The organism is Cobetia sp. UIB-001 (genome assembly GCF_044789135.1).
In the GTDB taxonomy this organism is placed as follows: Bacteria; Pseudomonadota; Gammaproteobacteria; order Pseudomonadales; family Halomonadaceae; genus Cobetia; species Cobetia amphilecti.
Genome location: NZ_CP058244.1, coordinates 844202 through 860795 on the forward strand (window position 1 = coordinate 844202; position 16594 = coordinate 860795).

Sequence of the window (16594 nt, forward strand, 5' to 3'; positions counted from 1 at the left end):
CTGTGGATGATGGATGTGAGCGATGTGCGGGGCGTTGGCCCGTTGGCGGAATGGACTTCGGTCGTCGCTGACACTCATTGCAGTTCAAGAGGTTCTCCCATGCTTTCCAGTCGCCCTTATCTGGCACGCGCACTCTACGAGTGGCTGCTGGATAACGACAATACGCCGTACATCGTGGTGGACGCCGAGCAGGAAGGTGTCCAGGTGCCGCGTCAACACGTCCAGAACGGCCAGATCGTGCTCAATATCGCACCCGGTGCGGTGCGTGATCTGTTGATCGCCAATGAGGGGGTCAGCTTCAATGCCCGCTTCGGTGGTCAGCCGATGCACGTCAGCGTGCCGACGGCGGCCCTGGTCGCGCTGTATTCGCGTGAAAACGGTGTCGGTATGGTCTTCGGTCACGAGCCGGTGATGCCGGGTGCCGATGAGATGACATTCGGTGAAGCCGCGCCAGATGCCGAGCCGGCCGCCGCAGCGCGCCCGACGCTGGCCAGTGTCGGCAGTGCGCCCGTCGAGGAAGAGGCGTCTGCCTCGGAATCAGCGGATGCGCCCGTCGAGACAAGTCCAGGCGCTGATGCCGAAGTCGCCGGTGAAGAGCAGGCGTCCGACTCGGCCAGTGACGAGCAGGGGGCTGATGACAATGATCAGCCCAAGCCGCCGCGCAAGGGGCGTCCTTCGCTGCGCGTGATCAAGTAATCACGTCGGCAGGTGGGGGCGATGGATGAGGGTTGGTCATTGTCCGCCTGATGTCGCTTCTGTCATGAAAAATGCCCCGCAGGCTTCGGCCTGCGGGGCATTTTTCATCCTGGGCACTATTTAATCAGGGTACGTTTCGTTCAGGACACTTTTCGTTCAGCGCACTTTGCATGTCAGGCATGCAAGCGCGCCACCTCGATCAGTCGAGGTACTCGAAGACCTTGGCGATACGCTGGATGCCGCCGACTTCAGAGACCTTGCTGACGATCTGGTCGGCTTCGGCGCGGGTCACGATACCCATCAGGTAGACGCTGGCATTCTCGGTTAGTACCAGGATGCGGCCGGAGTCGATGTTGGCATCCGCCGCCAGTGTGGCCTTGACGCGCGTGGTCAGCCAGGTGTCCTGCACGCGCTGGCTGGCCGGGGCATTGGCGCTGATTTCCAGCGCATTGTGCACTTGGCGCACGCGACGCACATCCTTGGCGATGTCCGTGGCCTTCTGCTTCAGCTCGTCGCTGGCGACCTGGCCGGTCAGCAGTACCATGCCGTTGTAGGAGTTCACGTTGACGTGGGCATCATTGAAGCGGGCATCGGTCTTGCCGAGATTGACCTCGATCTTGGTCTCGATGCTCTCGTCTTCCACCTGGGCGCCCAGGGTGCGATCGCCATAGTCTTCGTCGATCGGGCCGCTGTTGGTCAGGTCGGCGACGGTGGTGCAGCCGGCTAGCGTCAGGAAGCCGGCGGTGGCCATGAGGGGAAGCAGATTCTTGGGCGTCATGCCGTTTTCTCCTGGTGAATGCCGTGGGGCGCGCGGATTACTCGTTGCTGCCGAACAGCTGATGATCAATCAGGTCGCACAGGCAGTGGATGGCCAGCAGATGGACTTCCTGGATGCGTGCCGTAGAGGTGGCGGGGACACGAATCTCGCAGTCTTCACTGCCCAGCAGTGACGCCATGTCGCCACCGTCGCGGCCGGTCAAGGCGACGACGCGCATGTCACGGTCGTGAGCCGCCTGGATGGCCTGCACCACATTGGCGGAGTTGCCGCTGGTGGAGATGGCCAGCAGAATGTCGCCGGGCTGACCCAGGGCGCGGATCTGCTTGGAAAACACCTCGTTGTAGCTGTAGTCGTTGGCGATGGACGTCAGCGTGGAGGTGTCGGTGGTCAGTGCGATGGCCGGCAGACTCGGGCGCTCACGCTCGAAGCGGTTGAGCAGCTCGGAGGAGAAATGCTGGCTGTCGCCGGCGCTGCCGCCGTTGCCGCAGGCCAGGATCTTGCCGTCATTGACCAGGCTCTGGACCATCATCTGGCTGGCCGCTTCGATGAAGGGCGGCAGCACTTCGCTGGCGTAGGTCTTGGTGTCAATGCTGGCGTTGAAGTGGCCGAGAATACGCGATTGGAAATCCATGATGGCTCTTGGTCGTTGGCTTCAGAACGCTTCGAAGGCGTGGCGAATCCAGTGAATGGAACGAGGGGAGGTCCCCTCCACGCCTACCACGTCGAAGCGGCAGGAACATGATAGCCCGTGCTGGGCCAGATAAAAACGCGCGGCAGTGATCAGCCGGCGTTGCTTGGTATGGGTCACGCTTTCCAGCGCGCTGCCGAAGCGGGAGTTGGCCCGGTAGCGCACCTCGATGAAGACCAGGGTTTCGGCGTCACGCATGATCAGGTCGATCTCGCCGCCCTTGGCATGCTGGTTGCGCGTGACGGGTGTCAGGCCACGCGCTGCCAGCCATTGTTCTACCTCCGCCTCGATGACGGCGCCGCGCGCTCGGGCGCGACGCTGGGGAGGCGGGTGCGCCTTGCCTGAGGGCGAGTCGGCGCGTGCCATGTCAGGGCGTGTAGGCTTCGACGGTGCGGCTGTTGGCGCCTTTCAGTGGCGGACGCGGTACGCCGCCTCTGAATTCAGCCCAGGGCAGCGTGCGCTCGATGCGGCCATCGTGACGCGGGAAGAGGCTGCCGGTGGCGCCGAAGAGTTCGCCGCCCGCACCGGCCAGCATCAGCGGTACGCGCTGGGCCAGACGATAGGCATCGACCCCCATGGCGTTGAGCTTGAGCATGCGCGGTGAAGCATCGGACAGAGCGCGGTAGGTGTCGACTTCCGGCAGGGACGCCTTGCCGCCGGAGGAGGCCTCCGGCACTTCCCAGGGGATGTCCACGAAGTCGACGCCATTGAGGTCGCCATCCTGATCGGGCTGCGGTGCGCCGTCATAGAGATGGGAGGTGCCGTAGATCGGCAGGTCGCCCGCGTAGTAGAAGTCCAGCATCGGCGGCACCTGACGCGCATAGCTCGGCAGCGCCAGCAGGAAGATCATGTCGATGTTGCCGGAGTGCGCGCGGCCGTATTTGCTGCCGGATTTCTTGGCTGACTTCATGCGCGCCTGGTCCTGGCTCGAGACCGACAGCAGGTCCTTGACGGCTGCGCTGACGGCGCCCTTGGGGTTGTAGCGCTCGACGGAGACGATGTCGCCGCCCTCCTGCTCGAAGCGGTCGCGGAAGGCGCTGTAGACGCGCTGGCCCCAGGCATTGTTGGGCACCAGAGCGGCGGCGCCACGATGGCCGTCGAGTGCGGCGCGCATGGCGACCTGGCGGGCTTCGTCCTCGGCGGACAGGCCGTACTGGAACAGGTTGTCGGCACGGTTGCTGTCATGGGTGCCGTAGTTGAGGGCCAGTGTCGGCAGCGGCAGGCTGTTCTGGGTCTCGAGCTGACTGACCAGCTTCTTGTCCAGCGGGCCGAGCACGACCTGGGCGCCATCCATGGTGGCACGGGCATACAGGGTCTTGAGGTCCGCGCTCGAGGTGTCATAGAAGCTCAGCTGCGGGGTGGCCTCGGCATTGTCGATGGCGCTGCGATGGCGCGCCTCGATGCCTTCACGGATGGCCTGGGCGATCCGCTTGAGTGAGCCGGACTCGGGCAGGAAGACGGCAATCTTGCGCACTTCCTGGCCGGAGAGCTCGCGCAGGTCGAGGATGCCCTGCGGCATCTGGCGTGCGGCGGGATGCTGCGGGTTGGCGTCCGACCAGTCGTTGATGGCAGAGAACATCTGGTCGATGTTGCCACCGAAGCGACGCTGCAGGCGCAGCAGGTCCGTCCAGCCACTGGCGGTGGGGCTGGCACTGGCCAGCTCATTGAGCTGACTGGGCGAGAGGCGCGTGAGCTGCTCCCACAGGGTGTCGTTGATGCTCAGGTCATTGCTGTCGGCCTGCAGGGCGATCAGGGTCTGGGCACTGGCCAGGGGTTCGCCGACCATGCCGAGCGCCAGGCCGCGACGCTTGCGCAGCGTGCGCTGGTCATCGCCGGACATCTGGATGCCGTCCTCGAGCACCGAGGTGGCCAGGATCGTGTTCCAGCCGTCCTGCTGCTCAAGCGCGATGCGCGACAGCAGCAGGGCCCATTGCACGCGTTCCTGCGGCTCGAGGCTTGCCGGATCGATGTCGGATGCGATGGTGATCGCCTGCGCGTTGTCGCCGCTGCGTGCTAGGATGTCCGCAGCTTGCAGGCGCGTACTGGCCGCTTGCTGACCCTGTTGCTGCTCGGCCTGAGCGAGCAGGGCATCGGCCCCGGGGCCGCTGGAAAGCGGTGACTGTCCGGCACACCCTGCCAGCAGCAGGGCGGAGGCGGCGAGGCCCGCCAGCGTGCGCAGGCCGGAACGTGAACGGCGCGCGGCCTCCTGCCGGATGGCTGACGAAGTGCCCAGCGTATTGGCTGATGCACGATTCCATGTCTGGCGCATGTACGACGGTCCCTTGGCTGATGGGCGATGTGGTCAGGACTGCATCGCCGCCTACTGTGATGAAGGGTGAAAGGCATCATGGCACTCGGTCGATCAGGGCCACGCATGCAGCGTCCTTCGGATGAAATGTCCCAAGGCAATCTGCCTGTGTCTGACGACCATTTCTACCATTGAGTTCAACGAGTCGAAGCATTGAATGTCCGAGTCTTCTGAAGGCGTATTGTACGTGGTCGCCACGCCGATTGGTAACCTCGATGATCTCAGTCCCCGCGCCGCGCGGGTGCTGGGAGAAGTGGACCTGATCGCAGCCGAGGATACCCGCCACAGCGTGCGGTTGCTGCGTCACCTGGGCCTGGAAGTGCCCATGATGTCCCTGCACGATCACAATGAACGTGGTCGTGTCGACCAGCTGTGTCAGGCGCTGGAGGCAGGCCGACGCGTCGCGCTGGTCTCCGATGCCGGCACGCCGCTGATCTCCGATCCCGGCTTCATCGTCGTGCGCGCCCTGCGCGAGCGTGGCTTCAAGGTAGTGCCGCTGCCGGGGCCGTGCGCGTTGATCACCGCCCTCAGTGCGGCGGGTCTGCCGACGGATCGCTTCACCTTCGAAGGCTTTCTGGCCCACAAGGGCGGCCCGCGTCAGGCACGCCTTGCCGCGCTGCGCGACGATAGCGCCACCCATGTGCTGTACGAGTCTCCGCACCGCATCCAGGCGCTGCTCGGCGATATCCGCGAGGTGCTGGGCGAGCGCCGGGTCGTGCTGGCCCGTGAGCTGACCAAGACCTTCGAGACCTTCCTCGATGGTACGGCGGCCGAGCTGCTGGCGCAGATGGACGCTGACAGTGATCAGACCCGCGGTGAGTTCGTGGTCATGATCGAAGGAGCGCCAACACGTGACGGCGACGAGGCGGCCAGTGTCGAAGGCGACGCCCTGTTGCAGGTGCTGTTCGAGGAGGGGGTCGGCGTCAAGCAGATGGCCGCCATCGCCACGCGTCTGGTGGGCGGGCGCAAGAAAGCCTGGTATGCCAAGGCGCAAGCCATGAAGGACGCGGCAGAGGAATAAGCAAACCTCTGTCACGCCAGACTTTTTTGCCGCTGCCATTGTTCGGCCTGCGCGGGCTTCGTCTTGTGAAAGGCCCATGACACTGGTAGTCTTGCGCGCTTGGGAGACGGCCAGACAGTCGCCGCCAGCGCAAGCTGGGGGAGGAAAGTCCGGGCTCCATAGGGCAAGGTGCCAGATAACGTCTGGGCGGCGCGAGCCGACGGCAAGTGCAGCAGAGAGAAGACCGCCTACGTCAGCTTCGGCTGACCGGTAAGGGTGAAAGGGTGCGGTAAGAGCGCACCGCGCGGCTGGTAACAGTTCGCGGCGAGGTAAACCCCACCTGGAGCAAGACCAAATAGGCCCCCTATGCTGCTGCCCGCAGTGGGGGCGGGTTGGTTGCTTGAGCCCTGAAGTGATTCAGGGCCTAGATGAATGACTGTCCACGACAAGACCCGGCTTATCGGCCATCTCCCGCCTTATAACGTCAGTGTGCTGCCAGCCTTCGCGATGCGAGCGATGGCAGCACACCTTGAATTCGCATGACCGGCGCCGTCCGCTGCGTGTTTCGTGTATGACCATTGCAGTTGGATGGCAACGAACACGCTGCCGTGACAGGCGCCGGTTGTCGGTTATGGCACTTGAATTCGTGTTTCAGCCGCTTGCCTGCTGCACGCAGGCGCTGTTTCCGCTCTTATGCTGTCGGTGTCCTTTGCCACCGGCTTTCACTGCTCGCATCGCGTGCCAAGGTCCAGAGTTTCGTCATGTCCAAGCCCAGCGCTCCTTCCGTTACCGAGTCTGCCGATACCGAGTCCGTCGAAGTGGCTGATCGCTTCGCGCATGTCAGTGTCATGCTCGACGGCGCGGTCGATGGCCTGATTCAGGACACGGCCGGCGTCTACTTCGACGGCACCTTCGGTCGCGGTGGCCATTCGCGTCTGATCCTGTCGCGTCTGGCGCCCGAGGGGCGTCTGATTGCCTGTGATCGTGACCCCCAGGCGCTGGCGGAAGCCGCGACCATCGATGATGAGCGCTTCAGTATCCATGCCGGTGAATTCGCGCGTCTTGGCGAGTATGCCGAGCGTGAGGGCGTGCATGGCCAGCTGGATGGCATCCTGCTCGACATCGGCGTGTCATCCCCGCAGCTGGATGATGCCGAGCGTGGCTTCAGCTTCATGAATGATGGCCCGCTGGACATGCGCATGGACCCCACCAGTGGCGAGAGCGCCGCCGAGTGGCTGTCGCGTGCCAGTGCCGAGGACATGGCCTGGGTCTTCAAGACCTATGGTGAGGAGCGTTATGCCAAGCGTCTGGCGCGTGCCGTGGTGGAGCGTCGCGCCGAGCGACCCATCACGCGCACCGGCGACTTCGCCAGCCTGATCAAGGATGCTCACCCCAACTGGGAGAAGCACAAGCACCCGGCGACGCGTGTCTTCCAGGCGATCCGCATTCACATCAATGGTGAGCTGGATGAGCTGACCCGCGCGCTGGATGCCGGTCTCGAGGCGCTCAAGCCCGGCGGTCGTCTGGTCGTGATCAGCTTCCACTCGCTGGAAGACCGCATCGTCAAGCGCTTCATGCGTGACAAGGCGCGGGGGGATCAGGCGCCGCGTGGCATGCCGATCCGCGAAGACCAGCTCAACAAGCGTCTCAAGCTGGTGGGCAAGGCGCAGAAGGCCTCGCAAAGCGAAGTCGATGCCAATGTCCGTTCGCGCAGTGCCGTGATGCGCATTGCCGAAAAGCTCAAATAGCGTCAGTGCTCCCTCCGGGGAATCGTGCCTCTTTCTGCGCCTGCCTACCGGCAGGCGCGCGCGCAAGTGGGCTGTGGTGAAAGGACGACACAAGTGTTGCCGTGCTGCAACTCTTAGCGGCTAACGCCACTTGCTGACATAATGCGCCGGGCGCTTCAAACAAGTGAGCGAACATCGCGCCTGCACGTTGGCAGTCTGCAAGGATATTCGTGATGCGGGGCATCACGTTCAGAGTGATTAGGGAGTCGGCATGGCGGGACGGAGACAGGATGGCTGGACGGGTAACTGGCCGATCAAGGTGCAGATGCGTTGGCGTCACCTGTGTTTCGCGGTGCTGATGCTCAGTCTGCTCGGCTCTGCCGCTGCTGTCGTGATCAGCTCCCACCTCTCGCGCGGCCAATATGCCCAGCTGCAGAAGCTGGAAGCGGCGCGCGATGATGCGCGTGCACGCTGGGGCCGCCTGCTGCTGGAAGAAAGCGCCTGGTCGGCGCCGGCGCGTATCGAAAGCATCAGCATCGAGCGACTCGAGATGCGCGTCCCGGATGTCCACGATGTCGAGGTCATTCGCTGATGGCCACGCGTCGCCCGCCTTCGTCTCGCCCGCGCAACCCGCGCAAAGCCGCCAGCGCTGAGACGCCCGCTCGTACCAAGGCCGCCAGCGGTGCCCGCAAGAGCGCGCGCGCGGCCATGGGGCCAGCCCGCTATCGCATCATGCTCTTCATCGTGCTGGCCGGGCTTGTCGCTCTGGTCGGCCGCATCGGCTATCTCCAGCTCTTCGATCAGCAGTTCCTGCAGGATCAGGGCGACGCACGCACCCTGCGTGTCGACAGCATCAATGCTCACCGCGGCATGATCACCGATCGCACAGGTGAGCCGCTGGCGATCTCCACGCCGGTCATCACCCTATGGGCCGACCCGCGCAAGGTGCCCGACGACCCCGTGCGGCTGTCATTGCTGGCGCGCGCGCTGGGACAGAAGCCGGATGATCTGATCGCACGCGTCCGCCGCTATCGTGATGCCGGCAAGGGCTTCATGTACATCAAGCGCCAGATGACCCCGCCGCAGGCCCAGCCTGCCATTGACCTCGATATTCCGGGCGTCAGCCACAAGCAGGAATACAAGCGCTATTACCCCTCCGGAGAAGTCTCCGCCCAGTTGATCGGCGTGACCAACGTCGATGACAAGGGCCAGGAGGGGCTCGAGCTTGCCTACAATTCCTACCTTTCCGGTACGCCGGGCAAGCGACGCGTGCTCAAGGACCGCAAGGGGCGCCTGGTGCGTGACCTGCATCTGATCAGCGAAGCCAAGCCCGGTGGCGACCTGACCCTTTCCATCGACCTGCGTCTGCAATACATGGCCTACCGTGAGCTCAAGGCGGCCGTGGCGGAGCACCGCGCAGATGGCGGCACCCTGGTGATGATGGATGCGCGCACCGGCGAAGTGCTGGCGATGGTCAATCAGAAGTCCTATAACCCGAACAACCGTGCCGGGCTTGATCCCGCCGGGCTGCGTAACCGCGCGATCACCGATGCCTTCGAGCCCGGCTCGGTGATGAAGCCGCTGTCGATGAGCGCCGGCCTTGCCTCCAGCAAGTATCAGCCGGACTCGGTGATCGATACCACGCCGGGTTACATGCGGGTCGATCAGTTCACCATTCGTGACTTCCGCAACTACGGCAAGCTCGACATGGCGGGCATTCTCTATCACTCCTCGAATATCGGCATGAGCCGCATGGCGCTGAGTCTCGAGGATGATGCGGTCTGGAATCGCTACTATGAGCTGGGCCTCGGTCAGGCGCCGGGCACCGGCTTCCCGGGCGAGACGACCGGCGTGCTGCCGCCGCCGACCAACTGGTCGCGCAGCAAGCGGGCCTCCATCTCCTACGGTTACGGTATCAGCGTCTCGGCGCTGCAGCTGGCCAGCGCCTACACCGCGCTCGCCAACGACGGCCGTCGTGTGCCGCCGTCGCTGCTCAAGGTCAAGACGCCGCCGGTCGGTGACCAGGTGATCTCATCGGACAACGCGCACGCCTTGCTCGGCATGATGGAGAAGATCGTGCAGCCCAACGGGCCTGCCAAGCGGGCGGTGGTCGAAGGCTATCGCATCGCCGGCAAGACCGGCACCGTGCGCAAGGTGACGGCCGGTGGCTATCAGAAGACCGCGTATCGTTCGTTGTTCGCGGGTGTGGCACCGGTGTCTGATCCGCGTATCGTGACCGTGGTGATGATCGAGAACCCCAAAGGGGAAGAATATTACGGCGGTCTGGTGGCGGCGCCCGTGTTCGGGCGCGTGGTGGGCAAGGCTTTGCGCTTGCTGGATGTGCCGCCGGACAGCAAGGTCGGTGAGTAACGCTTTTCATGTGGCACGGTCGTCGGCCTCGGGCGGGCGACTGCGTCTTTTTTCTCATGTAGTGAATACGTTCCGGGACATCGGGAACAAGGAAGGTCTTCCGACATGACTTCACCGCACGATTCCAGGCGCCTGGGCGAGTTTCTGGCGCGCCCGTTGGCCACGGCGACAGACATGCTGGCAGCATTGCTGGCGCTGTGGCCAGGCGCCCTCAATGACGATTGCCGTGCACGGCTTGCCGCGCGCGATGACTGGCACCTGACGATCGACAGTCGCAGTGCCGCGCAGGGCTCCCTCTTCATCGCCATCCCCGGCATCGCCAGCGATGGCCGCGACTATATCGCCGCGGCGCTTGAGGGCGGTGCCGAGCTGGTGCTGGCCGAAAGACCCGCAGGCGGGGATGCGCGTCTCGCACTTCATTCAGACGATGCCAGAGTCGTCTGGCTCGAGAACCTGGGCGAGCAGCTCGGTGAGCTGGGCCGCCAGGCCTTCCGCGTGCCCGAGTCGCTGACGCTGGTCGGGGTCACGGGCACCAATGGCAAGTCTTCCGTCACCCATTACATCGCCGAGCTGGCCGAAGCGATGGGCACGCCCGCCGGCATGATCGGCACGCTCGGCATCGGGCGTCCCGGCGCGCTGGTCGCGGGCGAGCGCACCACGCCTGATGCCCTGGCCGTGCAGGCGGCGCTCAAGGGGCTTAGCCTGGCCGGTGCCGAGCTGATCGCGATGGAAGTCTCCTCTCATGCGCTCGATCAAGGGCGCGTCAATGGCTGTCGCTTCACCGTCGCGGGCTATACCAATCTTTCGCGAGACCACCTCGACTATCACGGCAGCATGGCGGCCTATGCGGCGGCCAAGGCGAAGCTGTTCAAGCGTCCCGAACTCAAGCTTGCGGTGCTCAATGCCGACGATGCGCTGGCGCGTCTGATGCTGGCCGGCATGCAGCGCGGCGTGCGCGTGCTGGCAATGGGGCGTGATGATGTCGCGACCCTGCGCGTGCTGGATGTCTTCCCCGAGCCGCTGGGCCAGGTTGCCGTGATCGCGACGCCGGATGGCGAGCGCGAGCTGGGCCTCAATCTGATGGGGCGCTTCAATCTCGACAACGCCTTGCTGGCAATGCTGATCCTGCATGGCCTCGACTATTCGTTCGAGGGGCTGTTTGCCGCCGCGCCGCGTCTGACGCCGGTGCCGGGCCGCATGCAGCGCCTGAGTCGTGATGGCGCGCCGGTGGTGGTGGTCGACTATGCCCACACGCCGGAGGCCGTCGAGACGGCACTGACCGCGCTGCGTGCCCACCTGCCGGCGCGGGATGATGCGCGCCTGTGGTGTGTACTTGGCTGTGGTGGCGATCGCGACAGCGGCAAGCGCCCGCTGATGGCCACGGCCGCCGAACAGGGCGCCGACCGTGTCGTGATCACCGATGACAATCCGCGTAGCGAGGATGCCGCCGCCATCCGTCAGCAGATGATGACCGGCATCCATGCCCGCGAGCGCGTGCTGGATATCGCCGAACGTGGCGAAGCCATTGCCCAGGTCATCCGCGATGCCGGCGAGCATGATGTCATCCTGATCGCCGGCAAGGGGCACGAGGACTATCAGGAGATCGACGGTCAGCGACTGCCGTTTTCCGATGTAGCCCATGCGGTCGCGGCGCTGGAGCGTCGTGAGCTCTCGATGCTGGAAGGTCAGGAGCGTGACGCATGAGTGCGCCTGAACAGCCCGTCGCTCTGGGCACCTTCGAGGAACTGACCGCGGTGCTCGGGGCGCAGCTGCCACAGGCATTGCGCGGTCAGGTGCTGGGCGCCATCGAGACGGACACCCGCAAGCTTGGCGAGCAGGCCGCCCCGCTGTTCGTGGCCCTGAAGGGTGAGCGCTTCGATGCCCATGACTTCCTCGCCCAGGCTCGCGCCAATGGCGCCGTCGCGGCGCTGGTCGAGCGGGCAGTGGATGATCCGCTGCCGCAGATCGTCGTCGCGGATACCCGCCTGGCCTTCGGGCTGCTGGCGGCGGCGCGTCGTCGTGCCTGGGGGAGGCCGCTGATCGCGGTGACCGGCAACAGCGGCAAGACCAGCGTCAAGGGCCTGGTGCATGCCATCCTTGTGCGGGATGCCGCGCGTTTCGAGGCCGAAAGCCTCGCCAATCACGGCAACCTCAACAACGATTTCGGCCTGCCGATGACGTTGCTGCGCTTGAGCAACGCCCACCGGCACGGCGTGGTCGAACTGGGCGCCAATCATCTCGGCGAGATCGCCTGGACGACGGCCCTGGCGCGCCCGCAAGTGGCGGTGATCACCAATGTCACCGGCGCCCATGTCGGCGAATTCGGCGGCATGGGGCAGATCGCCCAGGCCAAGGGCGAGATTCTGGCGGGCTTGAGCCCGCTGGGAGGGCGACGTCCGGTCGCGGTGCTCAACCGTGATGACGCCTACTTCTCGCTATGGCAGGCGCTGGCCGCAACCGGCCAGGCGGTCGATGTCATCGACTTCAGTGTTGCGGATGGCGGCGTGGATAGCGTTGATCGCCCGGCACGCCTGCAGGCACGTGAGCTAGGCGCGGATGAGCTCGGGCGTTATGCTTTCGAACTGACGTTTGATGGCCGCTCGCTCGGTCGTGTCCAGCTGGCGTTGCTGGGGCGTCACAACGTGGCCAATGCGCTGGCGGCTGCCGCGGCGTGCCTGGCACTGGGCATCGACAGTGATCTGGTGATCGCCGGACTCGAGAGCGCCGAGAGCGTGCCCGGCAGGCTGGGGGTCGTGGCGGGCATCAACGGTTCGCGTCTGCTGGATGACAGCTACAACGCCAACCCCGGTGCCATGCTGGCGGCGCTGGATCTGCTGGCGACACTGCCTGCGCCGCGCTGGTGCCTGATGGGCGCCATGGGCGAACTCGGAGCAGACGCTGAACGTCTGCATGCCGAGGTGGGCGACCACGCCCGCAAGCTGGGCATAGATTTCATTGCCACCTGCGGCGAGGGCGCCCAGGCGACTGCCGAGGCCTTCGGGGCCGGTGGCAAGCACTTTATCGAGCGGGCAGAGCTGGAAGCTTACGCCCGTAACCATCTACCCACCGGGGCCAGTGTTCTGGTCAAGGGGTCTCGCAGCGCTGGCATGGAGAATGTCGTTGCCGCGCTCAAGGTCGACGCATCAAGGTGAATGTGAGTCATGCTGCTGCTGCTTGCTGAGTTTCTGGCCCAATTCAATGGCGCCTTTACGGTTTTCAATTATCTGACCCTGCGCGTGGTATTGGCCACGTTGACGGCATTGTTGCTGTGTCTGTGGCTGGGTCCCTGGGTCATACGCAAGCTCGTCGATGGCCAGATCGGCCAGGCCGTGCGCGACGATGGCCCCAAGTCTCACCTTTCCAAGGCCGGCACCCCGACCATGGGCGGCGTGATGATCCTGCTGTCGATGGCCGTCTCCACCCTGCTGTGGGGCGACCTGACCAACCTGTATGTCTGGGTGGTGCTGGCCGTCACGCTGGGCTTCGGCGCCGTCGGCTGGGTCGATGACTACCGCAAGGTGGTGGAGAAGAATCCGCGTGGCCTGCCGGCGCGCTGGAAGTACTTCTGGCAGTCGGTGGTGGGCATCGGCGCCGCCGTGGTGCTGTACCTGACGGCGAGTACGCCGGCCGAGACAGGCCTGCTGGTGCCGTTCTTCAAGGACGTCGTCATCCCGCTGGGCGTGTTCTACATGGTGCTGACCTACTTCGTGATTGTCGGCAGCTCCAATGCGGTCAACCTGACCGATGGCCTCGATGGTCTGGCGATCATGCCGACCGTGCTGGTCGCCATGGGCCTGGCCATCTTCGCCTACGCCTCTGGCAACCTGAAGTTCGCCGAGTATCTGCACATTCCGTTCATCGCCGGTTCCGGCGAGCTGGCCGTGTTCTGCGCCACCATCGCGGGTGCCGGCCTCGGTTTCCTGTGGTTCAACACCTATCCCGCCCAGGTCTTCATGGGCGATGTGGGCGCGCTGGCACTCGGCGCGGCACTGGGGGTCGTGGCGGTCATCGTGCGTCAGGAAATCGTGCTGTTCATCATGGGTGGCGTCTTCGTGATGGAAACCGTCTCGGTGATCCTGCAGGTCGGCTCCTACAAGCTGACCGGGCGACGCATCTTCCGCATGGCGCCGCTGCATCACCACTTCGAGCTGAAAGGCTGGCCGGAGCCGCGCGTCATCGTGCGCTTCTGGATCATCACCGTCGTGCTGGTGCTGCTTGGCCTGGCCACACTCAAGGTTCGCTGAGGACGCATTCGCGATGACCCTCTCTGTCACCTCTCAAGCACCGGCCTCGCCGGTGCCTGCCAAAGGACCGACCCTGGTGGTCGGTCTTGGTGTCTCCGGACAGGCGATCGCTCGCCATCTGAGTGATCGCGGCATCGACTTTGCCGTCGCCGATACCCGTAGCGCACCGCCGGGCCTCGAGAGCCTGCGCGAGCATGCGCCGCAGGCCGAGGTACATCTCGGCCCACTGGAAGCGCTGGATCTGTCACGCTTCGGCGAGGTGGTGCTCAGTCCAGGCATCGACCCGCGTCAGGCGGTGTTCGATGGGGTTCGCGAGCGACTGGTCGGCGAGATCGCACTTTTCGTGCGCGCGCTGGATGAGCGCCAGGCCCGCGACGCGCAGGGCAAGCGGCCCACGCTGGTCGCGATCACCGGCTCGAACGCCAAGTCCACCGTGACCACGCTGATCGCGCAGATGGCCGCGCGTGCCGGCCGTGACGTGGCGGTTGGCGGCAATCTGGGCACCGCCGCGCTGACATTGTTGCGTGAGCAGCCTGATGCCGAACTCTACGTGCTGGAGCTGTCTTCCTTCCAGCTCGAGACCACGCCTGAGCTCAAGGCCGATGTCGCCTGCTTCCTGAATCTCTCCGAAGATCACCTCGATCGCCACGATGGCATGCGCGGCTATCAGGCCGCCAAGCGCGGCATCTTCCGCGGCGCAGGCCTTGCGGTCATCAATGCCGATGACGCCTGGAGCTGGCCGGCCGAGAATGATGCGGTGGCGCGAGTCAGCTTCAGCGTGCAGCTCGATGGGTCGGCCGATAAGTCGGCCGATGAGGCTATCAGTCAGGCAGATTGGTGCCTGGCGGAGCAGGGCGGCACGCTGTCGCTGTGTCATGTCGAGTCTGGCCAGCTGCGCGGCGTGATGCCTGCTGCGGAGGTGCGTCTTGCAGGCCGCCACAATCAGGCCAATGCGCTGGCGGCACTCGCGATGGGCACCGCGATCGGCCTCGACGAGACGGCGATGGTCGCCGAGCTTGCAAGCTTCGCGGGCTTGCCGCATCGCGGCGAGCTGATCGCCGAGGTGGCGGGCGTGCGCTGGATCAATGATTCCAAGGGCACCAATGTCGGGGCGACGCTGGCGGCGATTGCCGGTCTCGGCCCGACGCTTGAGGGCAAGCTGATATTGCTGGCCGGCGGCCAGGGCAAGGGCGCGGATTTTACGCCGCTGGCGGCGCCATTGGCCCGTTACGCCCGTGAGGCGGTGGTGTTCGGACAGGATGCGCCGCTATTGACGCAAGCCCTGGCCGATGACGTCTCCGTGACGCCAGTCATGACGCTGTTGGAGGCCATGCGTCATGCTCGACAGATCGCTCAGGCGGGGGACTGCGTGCTGCTGTCACCGGCCTGCGCCAGTCTCGATCAGTTCCCCAATTACATGGCGCGCGGCGACGCGTTTCGTGACTGGGTCACGCAGCACATCATGCCCGGTGCTGACCGTAATTCTGGCCCTGGCGGCAGCGACAAGGAAGCCTGCGATGCGTAACAAGGCCCGGCGAGTCCATGACACCCTGACGGCAGAGCGTCAGCCCGTCGACGGCTGGCTGCTGTTCTGCGCTTTGGCGATCCTGTGTATCGGCTGGGTGATGGTGACCTCTGCCTCCAGCGAGATCTCGAGCGAGCGCTTCGATGGCAATGCCTTCTACTACAGCATGCGTCACGGCATCTTCATCGTGATCGGCCTGGTGGCCGCCTTCTGTACGCTGCGCGTGCCGATGTCCGCCTGGCAGCAGCGCAGCTTCGCGATGCTGATGCTGGGCTTCGTGCTGCTGGTGGTCGTGTTGGTGGTCGGGCGTGAGATCAACGGCGCCAAGCGCTGGATACCGCTGCCATTGGTCGGCGGGGTGCAGGCCTCCGAGATCGCCAAGCTGTGCCTGATGATCTGGCTGGCCGGCTACCTGGACCGCCGCCTCGACAAGGTGCGCGCCAGCGTCGTCAACGGCCTCATTCTGCCCTGCGTCCCCTTGTTGCTGATGATCGTGCTGCTGGCACTGGAGCCTGACTTTGGCTCCATCGTGGTCATGGGCGGTGCCGTGATGGGCATGCTGCTGATGGCGGGCGTCGCCTGGTGGGGCTTCATCGTCTTGCTGGGCCTGGCCGGCGGCGGTGGTTGGCTGTTGGCGATCGCCGAACCCTATCGCTGGGAGCGTCTGACCACCTATACCGACCCGTGGGCCAACATGTATGACAGTGGCTACCAGCTGACCCAGGCGTTGATCGCCTTCGGTCGTGGCCACCTGAGCGGCATGGGGCTGGGCAACAGCGTGCAGAAGCTGTTCTATTTACCCGAAGCGCATACCGATTTCGTGTTCGCCGTGCTGGCTGAAGAGCTGGGCTTGATCGGGGCGACGGCCGTGGTGGCGCTGTTCGGACTGCTGATCTACCGCGCCTTCAAGATCGGTCGCCGCGCTGAACTCGCCGGCTTGCCGTTCAGCGCCTACCTCGGCTACGGTATCGCCCTCGTGCTGGGGGCGCAGGCCTTCATCAACATCGGTGTGGCCAGCGGACTGCTGCCCACCAAGGGGCTGACTCTGCCCTTGATGAGTTATGGCGGTTCCAGCCTGATCGTCAGTTGCGTGCAGATCGCGATACTGCTGCGTATCGATGCCGAGACCCGCAAGCTGACCCGCACACCGACAGGAAATACCGCCGCGCCCCGGCGCAAGGCCAAGAAGCCGACCGAGACACCGCAAGGAGCACAGGCATGACGTCATCTTCTTCTACCATCGCTCCCGAGGGGGCGG

At 64.9% G+C, this 16594-nt stretch carries 14 protein-coding genes and 1 other RNA gene; 11 read left to right on the forward strand and 4 right to left on the reverse strand.

The window, feature by feature from the left end; genetic code table 11:
* Positions 1-99 precede the first annotated feature (99 nt).
* Positions 100-696: a ClpXP protease specificity-enhancing factor gene (locus tag HA399_RS03580; RefSeq protein WP_404326079.1), complete on the forward strand. Its 597-nt coding sequence runs from the start codon at positions 100-102 to the stop codon at positions 694-696.
* 199 nt (positions 697-895) lie between these two features.
* Here HA399_RS03580 and HA399_RS03585 read toward each other — a convergent pair whose 3' ends face one another.
* From HA399_RS03585 to HA399_RS03600, 4 genes are read right to left on the reverse strand one after another with little or no spacing between them, the layout of a single operon-like run.
* Entirely contained in the window at positions 896-1474 is a 579-nt protein-coding gene (locus HA399_RS03585; RefSeq protein ID WP_404326081.1) for a BON domain-containing protein, read from the reverse strand.
* A gap of 37 nt (positions 1475-1511) precedes the next feature.
* Positions 1512-2105, reverse strand: coding sequence for a phosphoheptose isomerase (locus HA399_RS03590; protein ID WP_043332512.1), 594 nt, complete (start codon positions 2103-2105; stop codon positions 1512-1514).
* Positions 2106-2126: 21 nt separating this feature from the next.
* A complete protein-coding gene (locus tag HA399_RS03595) occupies positions 2127-2528 on the reverse strand; it encodes a YraN family protein (protein ID WP_248379495.1) in 402 nt (133 codons plus the stop codon).
* Position 2529: 1 nt separating this feature from the next.
* Complete coding sequence (locus HA399_RS03600; protein WP_404326082.1) at positions 2530-4431, reverse strand: penicillin-binding protein activator; 1902 nt, start codon at positions 4429-4431, stop codon at positions 2530-2532.
* 196 nt (positions 4432-4627) lie between these two features.
* Here HA399_RS03600 and rsmI point away from each other — a divergent pair, with 196 nt between their 5' ends.
* The 10 genes from rsmI to ftsW all read left to right on the forward strand — a co-directional run bounded on the left by rsmI (position 4628) and on the right by ftsW (position 16558).
* Positions 4628-5491 (forward strand): 16S rRNA (cytidine(1402)-2'-O)-methyltransferase, encoded by an 864-nt coding sequence (gene rsmI, locus HA399_RS03605; RefSeq protein WP_404326083.1) that lies wholly within the window; start codon positions 4628-4630, stop codon positions 5489-5491.
* Between the two features lie 102 nt (positions 5492-5593).
* An RNA gene (gene rnpB / locus HA399_RS03610) (RNase P RNA component class A) lies at positions 5594-5946 on the forward strand.
* Positions 5947-6231: 285 nt separating this feature from the next.
* Positions 6232-7218 carry a 16S rRNA (cytosine(1402)-N(4))-methyltransferase RsmH gene (gene rsmH, locus HA399_RS03615; protein ID WP_054555089.1) on the forward strand — a complete coding sequence of 329 codons (987 nt, stop codon included), beginning with the start codon at positions 6232-6234 and terminating at the stop codon, positions 7216-7218.
* A 250-nt stretch (positions 7219-7468) separates the two neighbouring features.
* Positions 7469-7789: a cell division protein FtsL gene (gene ftsL / locus HA399_RS03620; protein ID WP_043332508.1), complete on the forward strand. Its 321-nt coding sequence runs from the start codon at positions 7469-7471 to the stop codon at positions 7787-7789.
* A gap of 116 nt (positions 7790-7905) precedes the next feature.
* The gene (locus HA399_RS03625; protein WP_054555193.1) at positions 7906-9567 is read left to right on the forward strand and encodes a penicillin-binding protein 2; all 1662 of its coding nucleotides are present in this window, start codon (positions 7906-7908) and stop codon (positions 9565-9567) included.
* 105 nt (positions 9568-9672) lie between these two features.
* Positions 9673-11271: a UDP-N-acetylmuramoyl-L-alanyl-D-glutamate--2,6-diaminopimelate ligase gene (locus HA399_RS03630; RefSeq protein ID WP_404326084.1), complete on the forward strand. Its 1599-nt coding sequence runs from the start codon at positions 9673-9675 to the stop codon at positions 11269-11271.
* Positions 11268-12719 (forward strand): UDP-N-acetylmuramoyl-tripeptide--D-alanyl-D-alanine ligase, encoded by a 1452-nt coding sequence (murF, locus tag HA399_RS03635; RefSeq protein ID WP_404326085.1) that lies wholly within the window; start codon positions 11268-11270, stop codon positions 12717-12719. The genes HA399_RS03630 and murF overlap by 4 nt, the downstream gene beginning before the upstream one ends.
* Positions 12720-12728: 9 nt before the next feature.
* Complete coding sequence (gene mraY / locus HA399_RS03640) at positions 12729-13811, forward strand: phospho-N-acetylmuramoyl-pentapeptide-transferase (RefSeq protein WP_043332504.1); 1083 nt, start codon at positions 12729-12731, stop codon at positions 13809-13811.
* Between the two features lie 13 nt (positions 13812-13824).
* On the forward strand, positions 13825-15336 hold the full coding sequence (gene murD / locus HA399_RS03645) for a UDP-N-acetylmuramoyl-L-alanine--D-glutamate ligase (protein ID WP_404326087.1): 1512 nt from the start codon (positions 13825-13827) through the stop codon (positions 15334-15336).
* A complete protein-coding gene (ftsW, locus tag HA399_RS03650; protein ID WP_248379489.1) occupies positions 15329-16558 on the forward strand; it encodes a putative lipid II flippase FtsW in 1230 nt (409 codons plus the stop codon). The genes murD and ftsW overlap by 8 nt, the downstream gene beginning before the upstream one ends.
* Positions 16559-16594: the final 36 nt, after the last annotated feature.

Coding starts and splice junctions, on each gene's coding strand:
- mraY (WP_043332504.1), top strand. CDS start 12,729: ATGCTGCTGCTGCTTGCTGAGTTTCTGGCCCAATTCAATGGCGCCTTT.
- rsmH (WP_054555089.1), top strand. CDS start 6,232: ATGTCCAAGCCCAGCGCTCCTTCCGTTACCGAGTCTGCCGATACCGAG.
- rsmI (WP_404326083.1), top strand. CDS start 4,628: ATGTCCGAGTCTTCTGAAGGCGTATTGTACGTGGTCGCCACGCCGATT.
- murF (WP_404326085.1), top strand. CDS start 11,268: ATGAGTGCGCCTGAACAGCCCGTCGCTCTGGGCACCTTCGAGGAACTG.
- ftsL (WP_043332508.1), top strand. CDS start 7,469: ATGGCGGGACGGAGACAGGATGGCTGGACGGGTAACTGGCCGATCAAG.
- HA399_RS03630 (WP_404326084.1), top strand. CDS start 9,673: ATGACTTCACCGCACGATTCCAGGCGCCTGGGCGAGTTTCTGGCGCGC.
- murD (WP_404326087.1), top strand. CDS start 13,825: ATGACCCTCTCTGTCACCTCTCAAGCACCGGCCTCGCCGGTGCCTGCC.
- ftsW (WP_248379489.1), top strand. CDS start 15,329: ATGCGTAACAAGGCCCGGCGAGTCCATGACACCCTGACGGCAGAGCGT.
- HA399_RS03625 (WP_054555193.1), top strand. CDS start 7,906: ATGGGGCCAGCCCGCTATCGCATCATGCTCTTCATCGTGCTGGCCGGG.
- HA399_RS03590 (WP_043332512.1), bottom strand. CDS start 2,105: ATGGATTTCCAATCGCGTATTCTCGGCCACTTCAACGCCAGCATTGAC.
- HA399_RS03585 (WP_404326081.1), bottom strand. CDS start 1,474: ATGACGCCCAAGAATCTGCTTCCCCTCATGGCCACCGCCGGCTTCCTG.
- HA399_RS03580 (WP_404326079.1), top strand. CDS start 100: ATGCTTTCCAGTCGCCCTTATCTGGCACGCGCACTCTACGAGTGGCTG.
- HA399_RS03600 (WP_404326082.1), bottom strand. CDS start 4,431: ATGCGCCAGACATGGAATCGTGCATCAGCCAATACGCTGGGCACTTCG.
- HA399_RS03595 (WP_248379495.1), bottom strand. CDS start 2,528: ATGGCACGCGCCGACTCGCCCTCAGGCAAGGCGCACCCGCCTCCCCAG.